This window comes from Aliiroseovarius sp. F47248L (assembly GCF_023016085.1).
Taxonomy (GTDB): Bacteria; Pseudomonadota; Alphaproteobacteria; order Rhodobacterales; family Rhodobacteraceae; genus Aliiroseovarius.
Map to the genome: position 1 here is coordinate 236,419 of NZ_JALKBF010000001.1, position 26,079 is coordinate 262,497.

The following is a 26,079-nucleotide window of genomic DNA, read 5'->3' on the forward strand; positions in this document are numbered from 1 at the left end:
TCCTATTGGCTTTGGGCCGACAGATAACCGATTGTTGCAGCTACAATCAGCCCTAAAATGACGGCGAAAGTGATCTTCCAAGCGGAATAGGGGCGTTCACCCTGCACCCGCCCATTTTGTCCGTTCACCACGAACCGATAAGTCTTGCCGCGATACTTGTACGCCGCCAGCCAGACCGGCAGAAGAATGTGTTTGAAGGTCACGTCGGACATCTTGGTGTCCATTGACGTGACACGCTGCCGATCTCCGCCGATGTCAAACTTCACGTCGCGCAGGATGATCCGGTTCATGTAATCGCGCGCTTCGGAAAAGCCTTGCTTCAGATCAACGGTGTAGCCTTCGGCTTGAAATCCAGCCAGATATTCGGGTCGATATGGCTCTAGTCGCGATAGATCCCAAGGTTCCAACGCATCAGTGTATTTCTTTGGCAATCCGCGTGACGCCAGCACCAATACATCATCGAAGAACCGCGCGACCTTCCCAGATGCAGGGCGCCACCTGACAGTTTGCGAGCGTTGTTTGCGCTCTTTACCGTTGACCGATACCGTTCTCACACGTTCATGCACCGTGCCGCGTTGGCCGCTGTACGTGGTACGCGTGTCGGCGTCATAAGTCCAGTAGGGAACATAGATCCCAGACATGCGCCGCCCCTTGCGCGCGTATTCGCGCAGCCCATTTGGCGCAAACCACAGCCGCCCCAGCCAATCGGTCATTGCTTTGTGCGCATCGCGTTCCTTGACCTCAAATGGGGCAAGCCCCTTGGGTTTGAACCGTCGATGCGCACCTGTATCGGTGACGACCGGCGTCGCGCAGAAGGGGCATTCCGTGGCGTGGGTTTCACCATCAAATTCAATCAGAGCCGCACAATTCGGGCACGTAACAACGCGCGTGATTTCGGTCTCGGACTCCGGCAGTTGTTCGGAAAGGGCGCGTTTTAGATCCAGTTCACGAATGACTGGTACGGTTTGTGGCCGATCATCAATTGCTTGTTCATTGCCGCAGTGATCGCAGGTCAACAGGTTGCGTTCGGGATCAAACCGCAAATCCGCCCCGCATTGGTCGCAGGGAAAGCGGTGTTCTTCCAGCGGCGCTTGTGTGTCTTCACGCGGATAAGCCATCCGGGTCGGCCTCGTCATTCAGGCAGAGGAAAGAGGTGGGCGACGCGGGTGCCGCCCAAAAAATCAGGAGCTGGGCGGTGGGGGTGGCAGAACGGTAAACAACTGCGCTAGCTCTGCCACATCTTCGGCCCGTTTCCAGCCATCCAGACCGGGGGTCCAGACATGAGTATCGCGCGTCAGACCGCCAGAAGCAGCCATACGACCAAGCGCGGCTTTGGAGAATGGCCCCTTTGTCTCACCGTTCTCGGCCACGTGCCAGACACGTTCAACCGGTGGTGGTGGCGGCGCCTGAGGCGCGGGCGCCGCAGGCGCAGCCCCCCACGGACCGGCCTGTGCCATTTGTCCAGCCATAGCCATACCCATCCCCATGCCAAGGCCTGCGCCCATACCACCGCCGCCATTTGGGTTCTGCGCGGCGGTTGTCATCGCCTCTGCAGCCGAATATTGCGTGAACGCGCCCAGATCTCCTGCCACGCCCATTGACGTGCGCTTGTCCAATGCAGCCTCAACAGCTGGGGGAAGTGAGATGTTTTCGATATAGAATTCAGGAATGATCAGGCCGTATTCGGCGACAATACCCGAGATTTCGGCGGCAATCAGCTTGCCCAGATCGGCCGTGTTCGCGGCCATATCCAGAACCGGGATGCCTGCACTTGCAATCACGCGACTGAACGCCTGTACGATGATGTTACGGATTTGATAACTGATCTCGTCCATCGTAAATTCGCCATCCGTACCGACGATTTCGACCAGAAACTTCGCCGGGTCAGAAACACGCACGCTGTAGGTGCCGAATGCTCGGATACGGGTGGGACCAAACTCGGGATCGCGCAACATGATCGGGTTCTTAGTGCCCCATTTCAGGTCATTGAAACGGGTCGTGTTGACGAAGTAGATCTCTGATTTGAATGGCGATTTGAAGCCGTGATCCCAATGGTTGATCGTCGTCAGGATCGGCATGTTGTTGGTTTCGAGCATGTAAAGACCCGGCGTGAACACATCTGCCAGTTGACCTTCATGCACAAACACCGCCGACTGCCCTTCGCGCACCGTCAGCTTGGCACCATATTTGATTTCGTGATCTTCACGTTCGAACCGCCAGACCATGGTGTCTCGGGTGTCATCCACCCAGTGAATAACATCGATAAACTCGCCGGTTAGAAAATCAAGAATTCCCATAGTTACGCTCCCTCCTTGGGGTGTCGATCATACTGCACCGCCGGTCAATTCGGCGGCAATCTGTTGGATAATCGGTCGGGCTTCATCTGCGGTCATGTTCGGCCGCAGCCGATCATCGTAAAGCATGCGAAGCAGGTTTTCATCATGTGTGGTCAGCAGACCAAATTCCTCGTCATCATTGAAAATTGACGGGCGCGCGACAGGACTGTCATTGGACAAGCCCAAGCCTTGCGCGACCTCTTCATGGATGCACGAGGTTCGCATCAGGTCGGGGTGTTCGCTGCGGATCACAGCCACCGCCTGTTCGAATTGTCCGTTATTGGCCGGGTCGCGCCCAAAAACGAGACAATAGGTATCGCGGGGCATGTTAAGGACCGCTCGCTGGCTAAGTGCGCTGATGCCGGGCACGACCCGGCGCAGTTCCGGTCCAAAGGCTCTGCGTTCATCCTCGTTCAGGATATAGACGTGAAAATTGCCAACGCCATTGGTCATGCTAATCGGGTGGCCGGTGACGCGGGCCAATCTGCGCACGTATCTGGACAGAATTGCGCGGTCCTGCACCTTTCTTTCGTTCGGTGTAGACAACCCAAACTGGATTGATACCCGAACTGGTTTTTCCCAACGCGTCAGGTGTGAGGCATTCTCGCGTGCAATCAAGCGCCCTCCGGAGGCTGAATATTCTTGAAAGAACGCGATGCGTTCAAAGTTACGGGCCAACATGGCCGCACTGAACGGAACATCAGCGCCGCCGCCATCGGTGCGTAACAGTCCTTGTGTAAGCAAACTGCGCTGGACACTGGCGTAATAGGAGGTCAACGCTTTGCTTTCAGCACTTGGCACATCGGGGATTGAGGCTGCCCTTGGCTTCGGTGTCGGCGATGTAGGTAACCCCGTCGCGCCGGGTCCAGACGGTTGACATGCCGACAGCGCCAGCATTGCCGCCAGCGCTCCGGTTGCCATTTTCAGGGCGTATCGCCGCATTCTGTCCCTTTCGCAGTCCAGTTTATCCGTGCGGAACCGAGCTTGCCATGTTGTGCGCCGATGCTGTGCCGCGCGATGTAGCGGCCGCAAGCGTTTCCTTCAGCTCGGCTTCCATCTTGATCAGATCTTCCTCGGCTGCAGCGCGTTTAGCCTTGCCTTCGTCGGCAATCGCCAGGCTTTCTTCGATCGTGGCGATCAGAGTGGCATTGGCGGATTTCACGGCTTCGATGTCAAAGACACCGCGCTCCATTTCCTTGCGTACCATACGGTTTGCTTCTTGCAGGTTCTCGGCATTGGCGGTCAACAACTCATTGGTGAGATCGGTGGCTGATTTCACCGCCTTGGCAGCTTCAGCCGACCGTTGGATGGTGACGGCCTGCGCCAGTTGGGTTTCCCAAAGCGGCACGGTGTTCACCAGGGTCGAGTTGATCTTTGTCACCAGCGACTTGTCATTTTCCTGCACCAACCGGATAGAAGGCAGCGACTGCATCGTCACTTGGCGTGTCAGTTTCAGGTCATGCACTCGGCGTTCCAGATCATCCCGCGCGGCGCGCAGGTCACGCAACTCCTGAGCTTTGATCACGCCCTGATCTTCGGGCGCGTCGGCCACTTCGGCTTCCTTGGCGGGGATGACGGTGTTATCCAGCTCGGCTAGCTTGGCCTCGCCCGCCGAGATATACAGCGCAAGTTCGTCATAGAATTCCAGCGTCTTTTCATAGAGCTTGTCGAGCGATTTGATATCTTTCAAAAGCGTATGCTCATGCCCCAGAAGATTGTCAGTGATTTTATCGATCTGCCCCTGAACATCTTCATAGCGCGCCATGAACTTCGCTGCTGGCGCCAGACGACCCAGCAGTTTTTCCCACCAGCTGCGTTCGCGCCGCATGTCCAACTCGCTGATCGAAAAGCCGCGGATTGTGGTGACGATGTTGCGCAGGCTGTCACCGGCTGGACCAACATCTTTGTTGCGCACACCGGCCAGCATATCCTGACTGATCACCTGCAATTCGGACTGGGCGGCGGATCCGAACTCGATGATTGACTGGGTATTTTCCATGTCGATTTCAGCCATGCGCTTCTCAATAGCGGCGCTGACTTTTTTGTTGGCTTTTTCTAACGGCACCAATGCGTTTGACGGTTCCGGCAGCACCACGGCTGTCACTTCTTCGATATCCTTCAGGGCGGCTTCGGCCTTCTGGCGGGTTGTGTCGGTCATTTGAAAATCCTCACAAGTTACTCGGTTCGCACGCCTTCGCGCGCAAGTCTTTCGCGCAAAACTTCGATTTCGACATCAAGGTCGGTGCGGTTGTCGTTCAGGAATTGTTGAGTGCGGGCGGCGAAGTTGGCTTCGAGATCATCCAGAAGAGCCTCGTAGTCCGCGCGCGCGTTGCTGCCGGGATCACGCATGTGGATATCAACGAATTTGGTCGTCGCATCACGTGCGCCCAGCAAGTAAACGCCCAAAAACTTTCGTGCTGCGGTCAGATCGCGAGGGTCGTCTTCGACCGTGCGAAACATGTCGCGCGCAATTGCAATAAACCGGTCTATGCGCCCTTCAAGTTGACGATCCTTGGTGCGGTCTATGGTCTCTTTCATCGCGCGCAGGTGTTTTTCAGCCTCGGTGACAGCGCGGGCCACACGGTCGGTTTGAAACGTGTCCACATCTTCCATGCCTTTGTCACTCAGAGGGTCTAGCCCAAAGGAAAACATGTGCAGACCAAACCCCAGAAGCCCGAGCGCTGTCGCGATGACAGGTGTGCCGTCGACTGAGCCTGCCAGAAACAGACCAACCCCCGTCATGGCCGAACCAAACAATTTGCGTGGAATGGCTGGTCGGCGTGCGATTTTCCGAGCGTCATATTCTTCCTGCGCCAAGATGCCTTCGCGGGTCAGCCATGCGGCTGCGATCAACGCGCCAAACGCAAGCAGCCGCAAGATCAGGTCCCCGGGATCGCGGAAAAACGCCAAAAGGGCCAGCGGAAGGGGCGCAAGAAACAACAGGTTGACACGTCCCCCTGCGCGAGAGCGGGACTTGCCGTGGTAAGGCGCACGTTCGACTGACCCGGCGTCAGGTCGAGTGTCGGAATTGCGATCAGAAGATTTCGGGCTGAATTCGCCTCCGTAACGCTGTGACATCACGCGCCCCCTGTGATGGAAACATAGAGGATCAACGCGACAAGCACGAAAAAAGCGGTCTTTTGTAGTCCGGTTTCAGACAATCGGGGCCCTTTCTCGGTCGCAGTTTCAAAGCCAATATAGGGTCGTATGCCCTGTATCGCTATGGGTTTGTTGATGGATTACTGTCTGGCCAGCACAAATATGGCGTTGGGCTGTCAAGGGTTTGTTATCTATTAAGCGGTCTTTTGTTCCATTGGGGTGTAATGGTGCTCACCTTATATGGGTGCGCTAACATCGCAACGGGGAAACGCGCCGATTGTTCCCCGGACGTGTGCCTTGTTTGTGGTCAGCTCTCTAAGGTGTTGGTGTGGCCCGAGCCTGCCATTTGCGCAATGCGTGCCCCATTACACGATCCCACAGGGGCGGGATCAGTGCGATCGTCGCCATCATCGGCAGCGAATACGGCAACATGGGGGCTTGGTCCGCATTGGGTAGTGTCAGCGCGGGATAGGGCCGCATCGGATGGGCGTGATGGTCTGAATGGCGCGACGCGTTTAGCATCATATGGGAAGAAAACCAATGTGGTGTGTTCCAACTGTGATCCACACCTACCGGGGCATAGTCACCGTCCGCACGCTTTTCACGTAGAAGCCCGTAATGCTGGACGTAATCTGACAAAAGCAACTGCATCTGAGCATGAAGACAGAGCAGAAGATAAATCAGAAAACCGCCAACTCCGCCGATCCACAGTGCCCCAGCCATCATTAGCAGGCCCCCGAGAACATAGATGTAATAGGGGTTCAAACCTGGCCGCTGGCGGCGTGCAAGGTCTTGCTTTTCCATCTCATACCCCGCGATGAAAGATCCGACCCATGCACGAGGGGCAAAATCGTAGAAGCTCTCGCCTTCCTCGGCGGTGTTGGGATCGTCAGGGGTCGCCACCCATCGGTGATGAACCTTTGGATGAGCCGATGCGTGATGACCGAACAGAAGCGAGATATAGACCCATCGGCCAACCGTGCGCAGGATGCGATTGCTGCGGTGGATCAATTCATGCGCATTCGCGTTTGACACCTGCCCAAAGAAAAGCCCGGCGGCAAGGAACGTGCAAGCGGTTGCCGCAAGGCTGTGCTGCATCCTGCCGCCAAGCGAATACACAACCAGACAGAGTAAGCCGAAGTGGCAGATCGCAAGAAAGGCTGACAACAGATCAGCGTCATCGGCCGTTTCGTCTTCATCCAAAGCCGGTGAAACACGTGCAATAATTGCATCCAAGACATAGGCGAGCAGCGTCATATAGGTCAGGGCTGCGACTGCAAACCAGCCACCGAAAAGCGCTGCAAGCGTGATCAGCACGATGGGCGTCAAGCTCGCAAACGCGTAAACCTTCAAGGGATGTGATAAAATACCAGACATGAGCGCTCCGCTTACAGAACCGGTGGGGCTTTGGCGAAATATCGTGGAAACGGCTCAGATACGCAATCCGCCACATCTATGTCGTTTTTGGATGGCGCGGGCGTTGGGGCGCTGTTTATTGTGGGGCGATAACACATTGGGGTTGATCATGGCGCTGGACGACAAAAAAGGCATCTGGAAATCGGGCAAAGGTAAAGGGCGCCGTAAGCCAAAGGGCCGCCAGATTGACCCTGTTGCATTGAATGAAGTGCGGGCTTTGCTGGGTGACCGTCCGCGTCGTCGCGACCTGTTGATTGAGTTTCTGCACCTGATCCAGGACGCCCACGGCCACCTGTCCGCCGCCCATCTCCGCGCGCTGGCGAACGAGATGAAGATGAGCCAAGCCGAGGTTTACGAGGTCGCCAGTTTCTATGCCCATTTCGATGTGGTGCGTGAAGACGAGACACCTCCGCCCGCCTTGACCATTCGTGTCTGTGACAGCCTATCCTGCGAACTGGCAGGGTCCGAGGCGCTGCAAAAGGCATTAGAAGACGGGCTGGACGCGGATCAGGTGCGTGTCGTGCGCGCGCCCTGCATGGGACGTTGCGATACCGCGCCTGTTTTGGAACTTGGCCATAACCACATCGACCATGCCACGCCCGAAAAGGTGCAGGCGGCGATTGCGGCGGGTGATACTCATACCAAGCTGCCTGGCTATGAAGACTTGGCGGCCTATCGCGCCGCTGGAGGCTATGCCAAACTGGAAGACCTGCGCGAGGGTGGTGATTGGGAGGCTGTGCAGACCCAAGTGCTGGACGCTGGTCTGCGCGGGCTTGGTGGGGCCGGGTTCCCGTCTGGCAAGAAATGGGGCTTCGTGCGCGCAAATGATGGCCCACGCTATCTGGCGGTCAATGGCGACGAGGGCGAGCCGGGGACTTTCAAGGACCGTTACTATCTGGAACGCACCCCTCATCTTATGCTGGAGGGCATGCTGATCGCTGCCTGGGCGGTCGAGGCCGAGACCTGCTTTATCTACATGCGCGACGAATACCCCGCCGTGCTGGAAATCCTGCGGCGCGAGATTGCGGCGCTGGAGGAGGCGGGCATCGTCGCGCCGGGCCATATCGACCTGCGCCGCGGGGCCGGGGCCTATATCTGCGGCGAAGAAAGCGCGATGATCGAATCGATCGAAGGCAAGCGGGGCCTTCCGCGTCACCGCCCGCCCTTCGTGGCGCAGGTGGGTATTTTCGACCGCCCGACCTTGGTGCACAACGTGGAAACCCTGCATTGGGTGACGCGCATCCTGCGCGAGGGCGGCGATGTGCTTTCCTCGGTCGAAAAAAATGGCCGCACGGGGCTGCGCAGTTATTCCGTTTCGGGACGCGTCGCCAATCCGGGTGTCTACCTGCTGCCCGCCGGGTCTACGATCACCGATCTGATCGACGCCTGCGGGGGTATGGCCGACGGGCACAGCTTCAAGGCCTACCAACCGGGTGGCCCCTCATCAGGTCTGCTGCCCGCGTCGATGGATGACATCCCACTGGATTTCGATACATTACAACCACATGACACTTTCATCGGATCCGCGGCGGTTGTCGTCTTGTCGGATAAAGACAGTGCGCGCGACGCCGCGCTGAACATGCTGCGGTTTTTCGAGGATGAAAGCTGCGGCCAGTGCACCCCCTGCCGGTCTGGCTGTGAAAAAGCTGTGAAGCTGATGCAAGCCGACCACTGGGATCAGGCATTGCTAGGAGAGCTGTGTACAGTGATGCAGGATGCGTCAATTTGTGGCTTAGGACAGGCGGCGCCAAACCCGATCCTTATGACCATGAAGCACTTCCCGGACGAAATCTAAGGCACGCGAAGAACGGTTCTTCCGACATCACGCTTGACCCGCGTGCGTGGGCGGGCATGTGATGGGCATTGAGCAACCATCTTAAGTTAACGGCTTGGTGCAAGGATACGACATGACCAACCTGCCGATCCTTTTGGGCCTGTTTTTTGCCGCCGCGTATTTTCCCCTGACTTCGTCACAACCGTCTTGGTCGCGGTCGGTAATCAAGACCATACCGCTGTTAGCCTTCGCAATTGCCGCATTCGTAGCGGGCTTGGGGCCGTATCTTGTAGCGGGTTTGTTTCTGTCCGCGCTGGGGGATTTCGGCCTGTCGCGCGATGGGGACGCGTCGTTTTTATATGGATTGTCCGCCTTCGCACTGGCCCATCTGGCGTATATTCTGCATCTGTTGGGCATATCGGGCACCCAGGTGTGGGACGCGTTTTCATCTGCCCCCATCTCCGCAATCGTCCTTGTTGGCTTGATGATGTCGACCGAACTTTGGCTGGCCACACATACCGGGCATCTTCAATGGCCCGTGCGTATCTATGTTGTGATTATTGGCGTGATGGGCCTGTCTGCGTTGACCATTCCGTTCGGATGGACAGTGGTTGGTGCCGGGTTGTTTATCCTTTCGGATGTGATCCTTGCCATCAACCTGTTTCGTATGTCTGACACGCACCACCACCGGCTTAAGGCCGGATACGCGATATGGGCGTTCTACATAGCAGGACAAATGTTGATTCTTTGGGGCGGATTGCAGGGCTGACGCCTATGCTGCCCTCTTCCATCCGCCCACCATGTGGCTTAGGTGGATAGAAAGCGATCAAGAGGGCGCACATGGCTTTTTTCTCGAAACTTAAGGAACGTCTGTTCAAATCGTCATCCAAAATTGAAGATGGGCTGGAGGCGATCGTCGAGGATGGCGGCGAAGAAGAACTGGTTGAAGCGACGCAAGACGAGGTGGTGGAAACCGCCGCGCCGGATGTCGTTGATATTGAGACCGCCGTAGATGACGTAATTCCTGAGCCTGAGCCTGAGCCTGAGCCTGAGCCTGAGCCTGAGCCTGAGCCTGAGCCTGAGCCTGAATTTGATCAAGCAGCCGCCGATGAAGAATATGAAACCCTCATCGCCGATATGGATGAGGTGACGCCCGAACAGGCGACTGTTGCCGAAGCGTTGGAGCCTTGGGTTGAGCCTGAGGACAGCATTGACGCGTCATTGGATGAACAGCTTGATGAGATTGAGGATACGATCGAAGCCTTGGCAGAGCCTGACGACGGTACGAAGTCCAAAAGGGATCTTGAAGCGAAGCAAAAGGTCGCGGAAGTTTCACCCGAACCCGAACCCGAACCCGAACCCGAACCCGAACCCGAACCCGAACCCGAACCCGAACCCGAACCCGAACCCGAACCCGAACGCCAGCCCGCTGCGCAACGCGATCCGGCACCGCTGGATGTGGCCGCCGAGGTTGCAACAACTCCCGCCGCCAAGCCGGGCCTTCTGGGTCGCATGTTCGGACGGCGCGAAGCCAAGAAAGTTGTACGGCGCACCGTCGATGACGACATGTTGGAAAGCCTTGAGGACTTGATGATCACGTCCGATATGGGCGTCGACACGGCGATGCGCGTAACGGCCAACATCTCGGAAAGCCATTTCGGCAAAAAACTGTCGGTGGACGAGATCAAATCGGTGCTCGCTTCCGAAGTTACACGCATCATGAAGCCCGTCGCTGTGCCGATGCCGCTCTATTCCAAACGCCCACAGGTCGTACTGATTGTGGGGGTGAACGGCGCGGGCAAGACCACGACGATCGGCAAGCTGGCAAGCCAGTTCACAGCGGCGGGCAAGAAGGTCGTGATCGCGGCAGGCGATACGTTTCGTGCGGCTGCGGTCGAACAGTTGCAGGTTTGGGGTGATCGCGCCGGCGTGCCTGTTTTGACTGCGCCCGAAGGTTCGGACCCCGCCTCATTGGCATTTGATGCCATGACAAAAGCCGAAGCTGACGGTGCTGACCTTCTGATGATCGACACGGCAGGCCGATTGCAAAATCGCACCGATCTTATGGAAGAGCTGGCAAAGATTGTGCGTGTCATTAAGAAAAAAGACGACACCGCGCCGCATAACACGCTGCTGGTTCTGGATGCGACCACGGGGCAGAACGCTCTGTCTCAGGTCGACACGTTCCAGAAACTTGCCGACGTGTCTGGATTGGTGATGACCAAACTGGATGGCACCGCCAAAGGTGGTGTACTGGTTGCTTTGGCGGACAAGTTTGCCCTGCCGATCCATGCCATCGGTGTGGGCGAACAAATCGACGATCTGGCCCCGTTTGACCCCGAGGAATTCGCCCGCGCCTTGATCGGCATCTCCGAGTAAGACCGGGTTATGAGCGACTGGCTGCTATCGCTGGAAGGCACTGAAGCCGGTCATCAGCTTGCATTGATACTCGCCCTGTTCGCAGCGTTCCTACATGCGCTTTTCGGCGCGTTACAGAAAGGGCGGCATGATCCGTGGCTTTCGCGTGGCGCGATTGATCTGTCTTATGGCGTGATTGCAGCGCCCTTTGCGTTGTTCGTTGTCCCGTGGCCCGAGACACATATGTGGCCGATCTTCGCCGTCGTTTTCGTGATCCATGTGGGATATAAATTGGCGCAAAGTTACACCTATGCCTTGGGGTCATACACGGTGGTCTATCCCGTCGTGCGCGGTACTGGCCCTCTGTTCACGGTCTTTGGCGCGGGTCTGTTGTTTGGTGAACACTTCACTTTTGTGCAGTGGTTTGGCGTCGCAACGCTGGTGACGGGGATTTTTGCACTGGCGATCTATAACCTGCGCCATTGGCAGATGGGTCGCGCGCAGTTGAAACCGGCGCTGGCGATGGCGGTTGTGACCGGCTTGTTTGTCGCGGCCTATACCACCTATGACGCCTATGGTATCCGCGCGACCGCCAACCCATTTACCTTCCTTGCGTGGTTTTTCTTCATCGACGGGTTCTTCATGCCGGTGATCGCGGGCTTGCGGTGGTGGAATATGCCGGAGCGACCAGCTCTTGGCCCCTTGATGGGGCGCGGCGTTCTTGGCGCCTTTCTCGCCTATTTCAGCTTCGGGTCGATCATGTTGGCGACGCGTCTGGACAGCGTGGGCGAAGCGGCGGTGCTGCGCGAAACCTCAACCGTGTTTGCCGCCTTAATCGGCTGGCTTGTGCTGAAAGAACGCGTCGGCCCGCGCCGCGTGGCGATGATGGCTTTGATCGCCGTCGGCGCCGTGATAGTCGAGATGGGTGGATAAGGAGACACCATGACCGAGAAACAGGCAAACCCCACCGTCAGAGCAGCTTTGGAATACGGCCCCATCATCCTGTTCTTTGTGGCCTACACATTCCTGAAAGATCGCAGCTTTATGGTGGGTGGCACCGAATATTCGGGATTTGTTGCCGTGACCGCGCTTTTCATCCCGGTTCTGGCGCTTGCCACCTTGGCAATGTGGAAAATCACCGGCCACCTGTCGAAGATGCAGATTGTGACGCTAGTGCTGGTGGTTGGCTTCGGCGGTATGTCGATCTGGTTTAACGACGAACGGTTCTTCAAGATGAAGCCGACCATGATCTATGCTCTATTCGCGGGTATTCTGGGCTTCGGGCTGATGCGTGGCACCAGTTATCTTGAGGCCGTCATGGACCGCGCCCTGCCGCTGGAACGCGCGGGCTGGATGATCTTGACCAAGCGTCTGGCGCTGTTTTTTCTGGGCCTCGCCGTTGCGAACGAGGTGATTTGGCGCAGTATGTCCACTGATGCTTGGGTCAACTTCAAGACCTTCGGCTTGCCGCTGGCAATGTTTGCGTTCTTCATGACGCAAGCGGGATTGTTCAAGAAATACGGCACGGAAGAGGATGCCAGCGAAGGCTGACACCCTTGCGCTAAGCCGCCCCTATCGTTTGAATAAAACGTCCTGTGCTTTCTTGTCAGTTTGCAGATTGCTCCGCTCTTCCGATGCCAGGGCGCGTCCTCGTTGCACAGCAGGTCGCGCGCCTACCTCGTCCAGCCAGCGGGCGAGGTGAGGTTTGTCGTCGAGTGTTTGCTCTTGCCCTTCCCAAAGTGACGCCCAGCCCCAACATGCTATGTCGGCGATGGAATAGAAGTCTCCGGCAAGATAGCGATTGTCGGCAAGCTGCCGGTCCATCACGCCATAAAGCCGAGCGGTTTCCGCGCGATAGCGATCTTTGGCATAGGGCAGGTCGTTGGGTGGCTCCATCGACGGTGCGTATTTCAGGAAGTGGTGCGCCTGGCCGGCCATGGGCCCAAGCCCGCCCATTTGCCACATAAGCCATTGATCGACCGCGATCCGGTCCCGCTCGGTCTCGCCGCAGAACGTGCCGGTCTTGCGCGCCAGATATTGCAGGATCGCACCACTTTCAAAAATCGAGATTGGCGCGCCGTCTGGTCCTTCTGGATCAATGATCGCAGGCATTCTGTTGTTCGGAGCGATCTTCAGGAAGTCAGGTTCGAACTGATCCCCTGCGCCGATATTCACCAGTTTAACGTCGTAGGGCAGCTCCATTTCCTCCAGCGCGATGGATATCTTCCACCCGTTGGGTGTGGGCCAATAATAAAGCTCGATAGGCTTTGACATATCGTGTCTCCTTCTTTGCGGGCAGGATGACAGGCTGTGGTCGATTGGCAAGTCGGCAAGGCAGACAGGCGGTTCACATTCGGGCGAGCGGTTCACAGCTGCGCCCTTGACGCAATTCTTAACTGACGCTAGGGCTAACGCGTGGCGATTTGTTCACCGGATTGCGGGCCACGTAAAATATACTGCTAAAGAGGTCAGGGACCTTGTGGGCATCTTTCCCCGCAGCTTCGCCCCCGACGCTCATTTTGCGGTGGGGGTTTTTTTGTGCGAAAGGAACGCGCGATGACAGAGGCTAAATCAGGTTGGTCGAAACGGACGATGGCCGTGCATGGCGGCACCCGTCGCAGTCAATACAACGAAGTCAGCGAAGCGATCTTCCTGACGCAGGGCTTTGTTTACGACAGTGCCGAACAGGCCGAGGCACGCTTTATCCAAAGCAGTCGTGAAGAGTTTATCTATGCCCGCTACGGCAACCCGACTGTGGCAATGTTTGAAGATCGTATGGCGGCGCTGGAAGGGGCCGAGGATGCGTTTGCCTCTGCCTCGGGCATGGCGGCGGTCAACGGGGCTCTGATGTCCGTGCTGAAAGCGGGTGATCACGTGGTCGCCGGTCGAGCCTTGTTCGGATCCTGCCTTTATGTTTTAGAAGATATCCTTGCGCGTTTCGGGGTCGAAGTGACACTTGTTGATGGCACCGACCTTGACGCGTGGCGCGCGGCCGTGCGCCCCGACACTGCAGTCTGTTTTTTCGAAAGTGTTTCCAATCCGGCGCTTGACGTGATCGATATCGAAGGGGTTGCCAAGATCGCCCATGATGTTGGTGCTCTGGTTGTTGTGGACAACGTTTTTGCCACACCGGTGTTCAGCCGAGCAATAGAGCAGGGCGCTGACGTAGTTGTCTATTCCACCACCAAACACGTAGACGGGCAGGGGCGTTGTCTGGGCGGCGTCGTACTGGGCACTCAGGAATACATCCGCAAAACGCTGGAACCTTTTATGAAGCACACAGGTGGTGCGATGAGCCCGTTTAATGCATGGGTTATGCTGAAGGGGTTGGAGACGATGGAGCTGCGTGTAAAGGCGCAGGCCACATCCGCGTTAGAAATTGCCCGCGCCGTGGAAGGGCATGAAAAACTTGCTCGTGTAGTGCATCCGCTTCTGGACAGTCACCCCGATAAGGCTCTGGCCGAGCGTCAGATGATTGGTGGGGCAGGCACCGTATTGGCGCTCGAGCTGGCAGGCGGAAAAGAAGCTGCTTTTCGGTTTCTGAATGCGCTTCAAATCGTCGTCATTTCGAACAATCTTGGTGACGCTAAATCCATCGTGACCCATCCGGCAACAACTACGCACCAGCGACTGCCGGACGATCAAAAAGCGCTGTTGGGGATCACCCCCGGCCTACTACGCTTGTCCATCGGGCTTGAGGACACGCAAGATCTGATCGCTGACCTGAAACAAGGCCTAAACGCAGCCTGATTGGTCGCATCTGAGCATCGTGTTTGGAAAATTCTTGTCACACACTTATGTTGTTAGGGTGCGGCAGGGTCGGAGGGTCCGATATGAACCAGATGAAGCGCAGGGGCGGTAAGGCTCCAAATGCGGATGAAGCGCGTGATGCGTTGGACGTTTTGCGCAACTGGGCGGCAAAGGCGGACCCGGTCGAGGTTGCAAAGCTAGACCCAGCCATAGCCCGTCTTTTGCCGGGTGCCGAACTGCCGAACTATCCCGACCTCAATCGCGACTACCCGGTCGATTTTGCACCCGATGCAGCCTATAAAGCATCGATGCCCGACCTGCAAAATGGTCCTGCCAGCCTTATTCAAGGGGCGAAACGGCATATTCAACACGTGGGCATCTCAAACTTCCGCTTGCCGATCCGCTATCACACCCGTGACGGCGCGGATGTGACGCTTGAAACTTCGGTCACTGGAACGGTCAGCCTTGAGGCGGGAAAGAAAGGCATCAATATGTCGCGCATCATGCGCAGCTTTTATGCCCATGCCGAAAAAACCTTCAGCTTCGATGTGATCGAGGCCGCTCTGGACGACTACAAGACTGATCTGGAAAGCTTGGACGCACGGATCGAAATGCGCTTTTCCTACCCCGCGCGGGTCAAAAGTCTGCGGTCTGGGCTGTCTGGCTATCAGTTTTACGACATTGCGCTGGAACTGGTCGAACATCGCGGCACGCGGCGCAAGTTCATGCACTTAGACTATGTTTATAGCTCAACCTGCCCCTGTTCGCTTGAGCTCTCGGAACATGCCCGCCAGAGGCGCGGTCAACTGGCCACGCCTCATTCGCAACGGTCGGTGGCGCGTATCTCGGTTGAGAAAATACATCAGCCCAACCACACGCTTTGGTTCGAGGATTTGATTGACTTGTGCCGTGCTGCCGTTCCGACGGAAACGCAGGTCATGGTGAAACGCGAGGATGAACAGGCATTTGCTGAGTTGAATGCCGCCAATCCGATCTTTGTCGAAGACGCAGCGCGCTTGTTTTGTGAACACCTGCAAAAGGACGCGCGTATAGGAGACTTCCGCGTTGTTGCCAGTCATCAGGAAAGCCTACACAGCCATGATGCGGTGTCGATCCTGACAGAAGGCGCCACCTTTGAGGCCGACAGTCTTGACCCTAAGCTGTTTTCAACGCTGTTCCACGTGGGATAAGCAGCCAGTTGACCCGCCGGACGGAACTATCACACTGCATCGGCCAAGCATCTCTTGGCCGCAACTGATCCTTGACAGTTTACGCGCGTGGGGCCAACCCTGCGCCCATGTTTGATCTGCGACCTGTCGTTTATGTCACGGGCCTTTTGGTTGCTGCCCTTGGGGTCACGATGGTGATTCCCATGGGCGTCGATCTATTCTATGGCAGCTCAGACTGGGCGGTCTTTCTTGAAAGTGCGGTCATCACAACGCTGATTGGCGGGTCGATGGCGTTGTCCACGGCCAATGGCGTCGGCAAGGGGCTGTCGATTCAGCAGACCTTTCTACTGACCACAGGTGTCTGGTTGGCACTGCCCATCTTCGGGGCGATTCCTTTTGTTTTATCCGACGTAGGTGTTCGCCCGGTTGACGCTTTTTTCGAAGCGATGTCGGGTTTGACGACCACAGGAGCAACCGTCCTTTCAGGGCTAGACGATATGCCAAAAGGGCTGTTGTTCTGGAGGGCGCTTTTGCAGTGGTATGGTGGCATTGGTATCATCGTGGTTGCCATGGTTTTCTTGCCCGAATTGCGTGTGGGCGGGATGCAAATCTTCCGGTCCGAGGCTTTTGACACGATGGGAAAAGTGTTGCCACGCGCCGCTCAGATTGCCGGCCGCATCAGTCAGATTTACCTTCTTTTAACAGTTGCTTGTGCGGTTCTGTACGTGGCTGTCGGGCTGCCTCCATACGAGGCAATTTACCATGCCATGACGACCCTATCGACCGGAGGGTTCTCGTCAACAGACGCGTCATTTGGCGCGTTTCAGGGCGTGCCGGAATATGTTGCGGCGGTGTTCATGATCTTGGCCAGCCTGCCATTTGTTCGATATATCCAACTGCTTAGTGGCACAGCACGGCCCATACTGAGAGATACTCAGATCAGGACGTATTTGATTATCATCTTCACGATCACGCTGATGATGACCATCTATCGTCTTGTTGCCAACGGTGATCACCTGGAGCACGGTTTTCGCGAAGGCATCTTCAACGTCACGTCCATCATCAGCGGAACAGGGTATTCCAGTGTAGATTATCAATTGTGGGGTGCTTTCCCAGTGGTCGTGTTTTTCTTCCTTGGTTTGATTGGTGGGTGCGCGGGTTCGACTGCTTGTTCGATCAAGGTGTTCCGCTACCAGCTTTTGTTTTCGTCGATCAAAGCACAAATCCGGTCGATCCACTCGCCCCATGGCCTGTTTACGCCGCGCTATGCCGGGCGTCGTGTCGATGACGAGGTGCTGTCCTCGGTCATGGGTTTTTTTGTGTTTTTCGTCGTGACGCTGGGGATTGTGGCGGTGATCCTGGGCATGACCGGACTAGATTTCACCACTTCTGTTTCAGGCGCGGCAACTGCCGTTGCTAACATTGGACCCGGCCTTGGCGATATTATTGGACCTGCAGGAAACTTCGGAAGTCTGAACGACACCGCAAAGTGGATATTGGCCCTGACAATGCTGATTGGTCGGCTAGAGCTTTTGGCCGTATATGTCTTGTTCACAGTGAAATTCTGGCGCGGATAAGTCGCCCCAGCCGATGCTTCGGGCGACCTTGGTCACAACAGAAACCGAACGTTTACTTCCAGCAACTGACAAGAACCGTCATGTCAGCGGCCTGGGCGCTCAGATCCACCGGGTCCATCGACGTACCGGCATCTTTAGCGTCAGGTGTGACACCGTTTTCAGCAAGGAAGGACGTGACCGATGCGGCATCCAGCGCAAAGCTGACACCTTCCGGAAGTGAGCGACCTGCCGAAACTTGACTGGGCAGGAGCATTCCCATCACAGCGCCGCCCGCGTCCAGAACCGGTCCGCCGGCATCCCCTGGCAGTGCCGCAAGGGTCAACCGGTTCAGTTCTGCTTCACCGTTCAAGCCGGTCAATTCTGTCAGGCTGCCATAGGTCAAGCTAGGCGCACTTAGCCGACCTTCATAGCTATACCCCGCGACCGCAACATCAGATTTCAATCGTGGGTCTACGGTCAGGAACGCGGCATAAGCCAGCGGCGCCAGCGGGTCTTGCGGTGTGAGAAGCGCCAGACCCCGCGCATCGTCCAGAGCCGAGACATCGGCGATATAGTCGTCGTTCACAGTGACACGGTCGCATCCCTTGACGGCTTCGGCTGTTGTCAGGATCGTTCCCTTGGCATCCACATAGAAACCGGACCGAGACATCTCGGGCGTGCGAATTTCCAGCCCTGACAGCAAATCAAGGCTTTGGGTGGCCGCGTCCAACCCGGCATTGTCTGCCAAGGCTTGCGATCCCAGCGATGCAAAGCTTGCCTTCATGTCTTGTAAGACCATGTTGCGGCGCTTCTCGTCGCCCACCGGCCAGATCAGAGTGAAGCCCTTAACCGTTCCATCAACCAGTTGTGCTTGGGTGTATGACGTGATGTCGCCGTCTGTACCTTCGATGGTGAACGAATTTTTCTTGCGCTCGCGCGGTCCTTCAACTGGCACGATCTCAAGCGTTTGGAGAATGTCGTAGAGGCCATAAAGCGTGTCCTGATCACCGGTCTGGCTGATCAGCACCACGCGCACGCCGCTGTCGCCCTTGGTGTCGAAATGTACAAATGGCGCTTCATAGCGAGCAAACTCGACCATCGCGCCGGGGATGGCGATCGAAATTCCGGCCTGAGCATCCTCGTACGGTCGAATACCCAACGATGCGATGACCGCCTGAAAGTTTGCCAGAAGCTCTTCGCGCTGGCGGGTCGTGAGAACTCCAGTCGGATCATAGCCTCGATCGGTCTGCCACGCGGCCATAGAGCGTCGGGTGCCTGCGCCGAACGCTCCGTCAATGGCCGAAGTGTAATACCCTTCCCATTGCAGCGCGACCTGCAACGCCTTGCGCTGGTCGCGATCCAGAAGTCGTTCGCCATCCAATGCCTCGCGCCGGGTTTCATCGCGCGGCGGTTCGGGTTCGGTCAAGATGGGGGGCGCGTCGGGTTGAGCCACGGATGCGATCTGATCCCCCTGTGCAGGCGTCTGGTTTGTCTCCGTTTCGGCTTCAGCTGCGTCAGAAGCTTCAAGCGGGTCCGTGTTCAGTGCATTGGCCCCGACCGGCCAGAACTGTTGTCGCAACTTATTGGAATAGGTGATGAAGCTGTCCCGCGGGATTAGCCCCCCGTTTCTGAGGGATCGCAGCTGAATATTCGCTGCCGTTTCGGTGTAGGGGCCAAGAATGACTCCGTACCAGTTGCCACCGATACGAAACCCGTTCACGCCGTCCAGGCGGGCTGCATAGTTACGCACACGCTCTTCGGCTTTGCGCAGCGTCGGTTGCGCCTCGATCTGGATCCAGAAGAGGTTGTCGGCCTGCTCTCCGGACGGCACTGAAGGTGTCTGTTGGGCAATCGCCGGCAGGCTGATCAAGCTGGTCGCAAGTCCGGTGAAAAGGGCAGCAGCAATGCGTTTCGTCATGGATCCTCGTGGCCTTCGCGGCGTGGCTGGAAATTTTCCGGGCAGATAACACGTTTCCGCCGGATGTGGTCAATAACAGGGAGGCAATATGACAGTTTTGCGCGGGGGGTCCAGCGTGTTCATCAATTTTTGCGCGAAACCCCGTGGCCTGTTGCCAGACTGGGCTAAAAAGCGGCGCTTTCACGCGTTGACCCTTTGGGGGGCAGGCCCTATTGAGGGCTGATATTTCAGGAACGACCAGACGGGCAGGGCCATGGCCAACAGCGACACGCGTCCAAAGAGCTTTCAAGAGATCATCCTGCGGCTTCAGACCTACTGGGCCGAGCAGGGTTGCGCGATTTTGCAGCCATATGACATGGAGGTCGGCGCGGGCACGTTCCACCCGGCCACCACGCTCCGTTCGCTTGGCTCTCAGCCTTGGGCGGCGGCCTATGTTCAGCCCTCGCGCCGTCCGACCGATGGACGTTATGGCGAGAATCCGAACCGGTTGCAGCACTATTATCAGTATCAAGTGCTGATCAAACCCAGCCCACCCAACCTGCAAGATCTGTATCTGGGGTCACTCGCTGCGATTGGTGTGGACGCCGATCTGCACGACATCCGCTTTGTCGAAGATGACTGGGAAAGCCCGACCCTGGGGGCTTGGGGCTTAGGCTGGGAAGTTTGGTGCGACGGTATGGAAGTCAGCCAATTCACATATTTCCAGCAAGTCGGGGGATACGATTGCCACCCGGTTTCAGGCGAACTGACCTATGGGCTTGAGCGTCTCGCGATGTATATCCTTGGCGTCGATCATGTTATGGATATGCCCTTCAACGACCCCTCCGCGCCGATCCCACTCACCTATGGCGACGTATTTAAACAGACCGAGGAAGAATACGCGCGCTGGAACTTCGATGTGGCGAACACGGATGTTCTGCTAAAGCAGTTCGAAGAGGCTGAAGCAGAGTGCAAAGCCATTCTAGACCAGGGTCCAATTGACCCGAAAACCGGCAAGCGCATCGTCATGGCCCACCCCGCCTATGACCAGTGCATCAAAGCCAGCCATCTGTTCAATCTGCTGGATGCGCGCGGCGTGATTTCAGTCACCGAACGTCAGGCCTATATCGGGCGGGTGCGAACGCTGGCCAAGTTGTGTGCGGATGCATTTGTGCAAACCCGCGCCGGTGGCTGGACGGACGAGGACGCGGCGTGAGCGGCAGGATCATTGGGATATTCATCGTGGTAACGGCACTTGTCGCAGGCATTGCGATCTATTGGCTGCAGCTTTATGCGTTCTACGACGACGTGTCGTTGAACACCGAACTGCGTATGACGAATGTCGTGACGGGCGAACCAGAAGCCGTGCTCTATGACAGCTTTCAAGGGATTGATGCCGATAGCTCACCGCTTCGGTTCCGGGGGTGTTTCACCACCACCATGAGCCTTGCGATGCTGACCGAGACTTTTGAGACTTACGAACAGGCAACACCTTTGACTGCGCCCGGTTGGTTCGATTGTTTCGATGCTGACCAGATCGGTGCTGCGCTGGAAGCCGGTGAAGCCATCGCCTTTCTTGGCGAACGTGACATTCAGGACGGGGTGGACCGCGTGGTTGCGATCTTTCCCGATGGCCGGGGTTATGCCTGGCACCAGCTGAACCAAAAATACAGCGAGTGAACGATATGCCCGACCTGCTGATTGAACTCTTTTCCGAAGAAATCCCTGCGCGCATGCAAAAACGCGCCGCGGATGATCTGAAAAAGCTTGTGACCGATGGGTTGGTCGAGGCGGGGTTGACCTATGCGGGTGCTGCCGCGCTGTCCACGCCACGTCGTCTGACCTTGGCTGTCGAAGGGTTGTTGGCCACGTCGCCCGATACACGCGAGGAACGAAAGGGGCCGAAAGTCGGCGCGCCTGACAAGGCGATCGAGGGGTTTTTGCGCGGTGCGGGCCTGACCCGTGAGCAGTTGGAAGAACGCGACACGCCGAAAGGACCGGTCTATTTCGCGCTGATCAAACAAAAAGGTCGCCCTGCCACCGACATTGTCGCCGAAGTTCTGGATGCCGCCATCCGCAACTTCCCCTGGCCCAAGGCCATGCGCTGGGGCGCGGGCAGCCTGCGCTGGGTGCGTCCATTGCATTCGATTCTATGCATCTTGTCGGACGAGGCGGGCGCAAATGTGGTCCCCTTGGATATTGATGGGATCAAGGCTGGCGACACCACTGAAGGGCATCGCTTCATGGCGCCCGGACGTTTCGCCGTGTCCGGCTTTGCGGATTACGAGGCGAAGCTGAAAGCTGCCAAAGTGATTTTGTCTCCGGACGAGCGCGCCGATCATATCTGGGCCGAAGCACAAAATGCAGCGTTCGCTCAGGGATTGGAAATCGTTGAGGATAAAGGCTTGCTGGCCGAAGTGGCGGGGCTTGTCGAATGGCCTGTTGTCCTGATGGGTGATATAGCCGAGGAGTTCGTTCCCTTACCGCCGGAGGTGCTACAAACCTCCATGCGCGAGCATCAGAAATTCTTTTCGGTGAAGAACCCCAAATCGGGCCTGATCGAGAAGTTTGTGACCGTCGCCAACCGCGAAACAGCGGATCATGGGGCCACCATTTTGGCAGGCAACCAGAAGGTGCTGTCGGCCCGTTTGGCGGATGCTAAGTTCTTTTGGGAGAATGATCTGCGTGTCGCCGAAGCTGGTGCGTCGTCTTGGCTGGACAGCCTCTGCAATGTTACCTTCCACAACAAACTTGGTACGCAGGGCGAGCGGATTGAGCGGGTTGCGCAACTTGCCCGTGCGATCGCGCCTTCCGTAGATGCCGCCCCAGACTTGGCTGAGAAGGCCGCGCGCTGGGCCAAGGCCGATCTGTCGTCCGAAATGGTCTATGAGTTCCCCGAGCTTCAAGGCCTGATGGGCAAGTATTATGCTGCCCCTGCTGGATACTCGGTCGAAGTCGCGAATGCGGCGGTCGAGCATTACTCGCCGCTTGGCCCTTCGGATGACGTGCCCACAGCGCCCGTGTCTGTTGCGGTGGCGCTGGCCGATAAGCTGGACACGCTGACTGGCTTTTGGGCGATTGACGAAAAGCCCACAGGGTCGAAGGATCCGTTTGCACTGCGCCGCGCGGCGCTGGGGGTGATCCGGTTGGTGTTGGACAATGACCTGCGCATCGCGCTGGATCAGCTGTTCGATGCCCAGTTGTTGCGTCACGAGATTGCTTTGAACGAAAACGGGACTGTGCGCGCGGCCTTGCTACGTGATCTGGACAATGAAATTGCTGATCACGGGGTTTTTGGTGCAGCTATCCGAACGGTTCTGGATCATTTTGACGGGGATTTGTCCAAACATCTGGAAGAGGTCAAGGACAACCTGCCTGACACGTCTCGCGATCTTCTGGGTTTCTTTCACGACCGGCTGAAGGTTTATCTGCGGGATAAAGGCGTGCGTCATGATGTGATCGACGCCTGTCTTGCCATGCCGGGCAACGACGACCTGACCCTGCTGGTCAAACGCGCCGAGGCGCTGAGTGCATTTTTGTCCACTGACGACGGCGAGAACCTGTTGCAAGGTGTCAAACGCGCCAGCAACATTCTGGCGCAGGCGGAGGAGAAGGACGGCGTTGAGTACTCTTACGGTGCCGACGTGAAATTCGCAAAAGCGGATGAGGAAAAGGCGTTGTTCGCCGCGCTGGACACAGCGGAAGCCGCGATCAAGCCAGCGATGGACGCAGAGAATTTTTCCGCTGCCATGCAGGCAATGGCCAATCTTCGTGCACCCATTGATGCGTTCTTCGAAGCGGTTCAGATCAACACAGATAATCAAGTGGTGCGCCGCAATCGTCTGAACCTGCTGTCGCGCATTCGCATGATTTGTGCGGGTGTCGCGGATCTGTCTCGCATCGAAGGCTGAGTTGTTTAGACCGCTGGTGCCACAAATGGGATGGTAACCCCTCTGCCCCAGCGCCATCACGCCAGATTTTGTCACGCGGTGTGCCGTCAACCTAGCACTTGTGCGATACGTCGCGCGCGTTATGGTGTTTTGCGATAGCAGTGCTGCAGCGCAGAAAGTGGGTACGATGGCCTTCTCAGAGATCACGCCAACAGCGGCAATAGAAAATGCCCGACATGGCGGGCGGGCGAAATGCCTGCAACGCCTCATCCGGTTGGACATGCCTGTGCCGCGCACAGTTGCTCTGAGCTTTGAAGCTGTTCACGGTATCTCTGCCGGTAACATGCCGGATCTAGAGGCGATGCTTGCACTGTTTGGCCCTGATCCGCTGGTCTCGGTCCGGCCATCATCGGAAGATCCTGATTGGGGCGGTCCCGGCGCGATCTTGAACATTGGCATGAATGACGCGGTTCATGCCAAGCTAACAAAATCGCACGGGGAAACGGCAGCCAACGCATTGTATCTTCGGTTCATCCAATCCTATGCCGTACATGTTGGTCGGCTGGACCCTGATGAATTTGAAACCTTCTCGACTCCATCTTCGGACGCTCTGCGTGCCGCGCTTGGACTTTACGAGGAGGAAACTGAAAACTATTTTCCACAGGATCCGAAAGAGCAGTTGGCCGAAATCCTGCGCTCGATGGCACGGGCATGGGAGGGTACAACGGCCCGGCTACTGCGGCAGGCAAAAGGGGCGCCAGCGGATGCCGGCTTGGGATTGGTGGTCCAAAAAATGGCTTTGGGTGTCGGTCAAAACACCTGTGGATCGGGTGTTATCCAGTTCGTCAATGGACAGACCGGCCGTAGTGAAATTCGCGGGCGTTATCTGTGTAAAAGCCAAGGGCGCGATGCGCTTGCTGATGCAGAAGACCGCGATGTCATGTATCTGACAAAAGACCCGCGCGGACGGTCCATCGAAGAGGTGCTGCCGGTCAACTTTGCCAATCTTCTGAAATACGGCGATCTGTGCCGGACCCGTCTGCGCGAAGAGATGGAGATCGAGTTCACCATCGACAACGAGGAACTGTTCATCCTTGATGCTGTGCGTGTTCAGCGCAGCGAACGTGCCAATGTGCGCATCGCGGTTTCACTGGCAAATGATGGGATCATCCGCCGTGAAGAGGCCGTTTTGCGCATCCCGCCGCGCGCACTCAGCGAATTGCTGCACAGCCAGTTCGACCCGAAGGACAGACGCGACCGGTTTGCCAAGGGAATTGCCGCCAGTCCGGGAGCGGCCACAGGCAAAATCGTGTTCAACGCGCGCGCCGCCCAGGCGATGGCGGCGCAGGGGGAAAACTGTGTTCTGGTGCGCAGCGAAACAAGCCCCGAGGACATTCGCGGTATGCACGCGGCCAAGGGTATTCTGACGGTTCGGGGTGGCATTACCAGCCATGCAGCGGTGATTGCGCGTGGATTGGGACTGCCTTGTGTTGTCGGCGCGCAAGGTCTGACGCTTGATAGTAAGCAGCGCAAGCTGATCGCCCGGGATGGCCGCGAGTTTTTCGAAGGGGACGTGATCAGCATAGATGGCGCGCTTGGCTATGCCTATGTCGGCGCTGTCAGCATGTTGCCACCCGAGTTGGGCGAGGGGTTCCAGACGCTTATGGCCTGGGCAGATGAGTTTCGCGATATCGGGGTGCGGGCAAATGCCGACACACCGCCCGATGCACGTAATGCCCGGATGTTTGCCGCCGAGGGGATCGGCCTGTGTCGGACCGAGCACATGTTTATCGACGATGACCGTCTGCTAGCCATGCGCGAGATGATTTTTGCCGATCACGCCAATGATCGCCGGGCCGCACTGGATCGACTGTTGCCGATGCAGCGCGCCGACTTTGCAGAGCTATTCGAAATCATGCAGGGCTTACCGGTATGCATTCGCCTGTTCGACCCCCCTTTGCACGAGTTTTTGCCCCATGGGCGAGAGGGGTTGCGCGAATTGGCCGAGGCGCTTGATCTGCCATTGCGTGATGTCGAACGGCGAGTAGAAGGTCTTCGTGAATTCAACCCGATGCTGGGGATGCGCGGTGTGCGTCTCGGCATCACCGTGCCCGAAATCTACGACATGCAAGCCCGCGCCATTTTCGAAGCGACGGTCGAGGCGTCGAAATCTGGTGATCCCGTGGTTCCTGAGGTGATGATCCCGCTGGTGTCAGCCAAGCGTGAAGTCGAGATGGTGAAGGCGCGGGTCGACGCCGTGGCCGCCGAGGTTCGTATCGAAACCGGGTCCGATTTCACCTATCGGCTGGGGGTAATGGTCGAAACGCCTCGCGCCGCATTGCGAGCGGGCGAGATTGCACAGCACGCGGCATTCATGTCCTTCGGCACCAATGATCTCACTCAGATGACCTATGGCTTATCGCGCGACGATGCAGGGCGGTTCATGGGTGAATATGTGGCACAGGGTGTGTACGAAGAAGACCCGTTTCACATGCTGGACGCCGATGGGGTCGGTGAGCTGTTGCAGATGGGTGCATCGCGCGGACGGGATGTGAACCATGACCTGACCCTTTCGATCTGTGGAGAACATGGTGGGAACCCGGAATCAATCCGATTCTGTCGTGATGCGGGCTTTGACTATGTATCCTGTTCCCCATTCCGCGTGCCTATCGCGCGCTTGGCTGCCGCCCATCTTGCGCTTGAGGGTTGCATGAGTGATGCTGACCTAACCGATTGAATTAATATAATTAAACGGTTTGAAATGGCGCTTTGAGTGGCGGTTTTCAACACGGGTTGTCACCTGTGACACCTTGCCTGACTGGACCGAAGCCCGT

20 protein-coding genes and 1 riboswitch are annotated in these 26,079 nt (G+C 57.2%); of the genes, 12 read left to right on the plus strand and 8 right to left on the minus strand.

Features of this window, described 5'->3' with window-relative positions:
• Positions 1–2: 2 nt before the first annotated feature.
• From MWU51_RS01245 to MWU51_RS01270, 6 genes are all read right to left on the minus strand, one after another.
• Positions 3–1,118 (minus strand): TFIIB-type zinc finger domain-containing protein, encoded by a 1,116-nt coding sequence (locus tag MWU51_RS01245; protein WP_247033454.1) that lies wholly within the window; start codon positions 1,116–1,118, stop codon positions 3–5.
• A gap of 63 nt (positions 1,119–1,181) precedes the next feature.
• Complete coding sequence (locus MWU51_RS01250) at positions 1,182–2,297, minus strand: SPFH domain-containing protein (RefSeq protein ID WP_247033456.1); 1,116 nt, start codon at positions 2,295–2,297, stop codon at positions 1,182–1,184.
• A gap of 27 nt (positions 2,298–2,324) precedes the next feature.
• Positions 2,325–3,278, minus strand: coding sequence for a DUF2927 domain-containing protein (locus MWU51_RS01255; protein ID WP_247033458.1), 954 nt, complete (start codon positions 3,276–3,278; stop codon positions 2,325–2,327).
• A gap of 22 nt (positions 3,279–3,300) precedes the next feature.
• Complete coding sequence (locus MWU51_RS01260) at positions 3,301–4,494, minus strand: toxic anion resistance protein (protein WP_247033460.1); 1,194 nt, start codon at positions 4,492–4,494, stop codon at positions 3,301–3,303.
• Between the two features lie 17 nt (positions 4,495–4,511).
• The gene (locus MWU51_RS01265; protein WP_247033468.1) at positions 4,512–5,414 is read right to left on the minus strand and encodes a 5-bromo-4-chloroindolyl phosphate hydrolysis family protein; all 903 of its coding nucleotides are present in this window, start codon (positions 5,412–5,414) and stop codon (positions 4,512–4,514) included.
• Between the two features lie 336 nt (positions 5,415–5,750).
• Positions 5,751–6,812, minus strand: coding sequence for an alkane 1-monooxygenase (locus tag MWU51_RS01270; RefSeq protein ID WP_247033470.1), 1,062 nt, complete (start codon positions 6,810–6,812; stop codon positions 5,751–5,753).
• 148 nt (positions 6,813–6,960) lie between these two features.
• On the opposite strand from MWU51_RS01270, the gene MWU51_RS01275 reads away from it, so the two are divergent.
• From MWU51_RS01275 to MWU51_RS01295, 5 genes are all read left to right on the plus strand, one after another.
• A complete protein-coding gene (locus MWU51_RS01275) occupies positions 6,961–8,646 on the plus strand; it encodes an NAD(P)H-dependent oxidoreductase subunit E (protein WP_247038637.1) in 1,686 nt (561 codons plus the stop codon).
• Between the two features lie 112 nt (positions 8,647–8,758).
• Positions 8,759–9,394, plus strand: a complete 636-nt coding sequence (locus tag MWU51_RS01280; RefSeq protein ID WP_247033472.1) for a lysoplasmalogenase — start codon at positions 8,759–8,761, stop codon at positions 9,392–9,394.
• 71 nt (positions 9,395–9,465) lie between these two features.
• The gene (gene ftsY, locus MWU51_RS01285; protein ID WP_247033477.1) at positions 9,466–11,004 is read left to right on the plus strand and encodes a signal recognition particle-docking protein FtsY; all 1,539 of its coding nucleotides are present in this window, start codon (positions 9,466–9,468) and stop codon (positions 11,002–11,004) included.
• A gap of 9 nt (positions 11,005–11,013) precedes the next feature.
• Positions 11,014–11,916 carry an EamA family transporter gene (locus MWU51_RS01290; RefSeq protein WP_247033479.1) on the plus strand — a complete coding sequence of 301 codons (903 nt, stop codon included), beginning with the start codon at positions 11,014–11,016 and terminating at the stop codon, positions 11,914–11,916.
• Between the two features lie 9 nt (positions 11,917–11,925).
• On the plus strand, positions 11,926–12,534 hold the full coding sequence (locus MWU51_RS01295) for an inner membrane-spanning protein YciB (protein WP_247033481.1): 609 nt from the start codon (positions 11,926–11,928) through the stop codon (positions 12,532–12,534).
• Between the two features lie 21 nt (positions 12,535–12,555).
• On the opposite strand, the gene MWU51_RS01300 is transcribed toward MWU51_RS01295, so the two are convergent.
• On the minus strand, positions 12,556–13,257 hold the full coding sequence (locus MWU51_RS01300; RefSeq protein WP_247033483.1) for a glutathione S-transferase N-terminal domain-containing protein: 702 nt from the start codon (positions 13,255–13,257) through the stop codon (positions 12,556–12,558).
• Positions 13,258–13,388: 131 nt separating this feature from the next.
• Positions 13,389–13,467: riboswitch (SAM riboswitch) on the plus strand.
• Positions 13,468–13,539: 72 nt separating this feature from the next.
• On the opposite strand from MWU51_RS01300, the gene metZ reads away from it, so the two are divergent.
• From metZ to MWU51_RS01315, 3 genes are all read left to right on the plus strand, one after another.
• Positions 13,540–14,733, plus strand: a complete 1,194-nt coding sequence (gene metZ, locus MWU51_RS01305) for an O-succinylhomoserine sulfhydrylase (RefSeq protein ID WP_247033485.1) — start codon at positions 13,540–13,542, stop codon at positions 14,731–14,733.
• 83 nt (positions 14,734–14,816) lie between these two features.
• Positions 14,817–15,923: a GTP cyclohydrolase FolE2 gene (folE2, locus tag MWU51_RS01310; protein ID WP_247033502.1), complete on the plus strand. Its 1,107-nt coding sequence runs from the start codon at positions 14,817–14,819 to the stop codon at positions 15,921–15,923.
• A gap of 107 nt (positions 15,924–16,030) precedes the next feature.
• Positions 16,031–17,479, plus strand: a complete 1,449-nt coding sequence (locus MWU51_RS01315) for a TrkH family potassium uptake protein (protein WP_247033518.1) — start codon at positions 16,031–16,033, stop codon at positions 17,477–17,479.
• Positions 17,480–17,531: 52 nt separating this feature from the next.
• Here MWU51_RS01315 and MWU51_RS01320 read toward each other — a convergent pair whose 3' ends face one another.
• Positions 17,532–19,376 (minus strand): serine protease, encoded by a 1,845-nt coding sequence (locus MWU51_RS01320; RefSeq protein ID WP_247033520.1) that lies wholly within the window; start codon positions 19,374–19,376, stop codon positions 17,532–17,534.
• 253 nt (positions 19,377–19,629) lie between these two features.
• On the opposite strand from MWU51_RS01320, the gene MWU51_RS01325 reads away from it, so the two are divergent.
• The 4 genes from MWU51_RS01325 to MWU51_RS01340 all read left to right on the plus strand — a co-directional run bounded on the left by MWU51_RS01325 (position 19,630) and on the right by MWU51_RS01340 (position 25,982).
• Entirely contained in the window at positions 19,630–20,571 is a 942-nt protein-coding gene (locus tag MWU51_RS01325; protein WP_247033527.1) for a glycine--tRNA ligase subunit alpha, read from the plus strand.
• Positions 20,568–21,035, plus strand: coding sequence for a DUF6446 family protein (locus MWU51_RS01330; RefSeq protein ID WP_247033529.1), 468 nt, complete (start codon positions 20,568–20,570; stop codon positions 21,033–21,035). The genes MWU51_RS01325 and MWU51_RS01330 overlap by 4 nt, the downstream gene beginning before the upstream one ends.
• A 5-nt stretch (positions 21,036–21,040) precedes the next feature.
• Positions 21,041–23,266: a glycine--tRNA ligase subunit beta gene (gene glyS, locus MWU51_RS01335; protein WP_247033531.1), complete on the plus strand. Its 2,226-nt coding sequence runs from the start codon at positions 21,041–21,043 to the stop codon at positions 23,264–23,266.
• Between the two features lie 166 nt (positions 23,267–23,432).
• Positions 23,433–25,982: a putative PEP-binding protein gene (locus tag MWU51_RS01340; protein ID WP_247033532.1), complete on the plus strand. Its 2,550-nt coding sequence runs from the start codon at positions 23,433–23,435 to the stop codon at positions 25,980–25,982.
• The last annotated feature ends 97 nt before the right edge of the window (positions 25,983–26,079 follow it).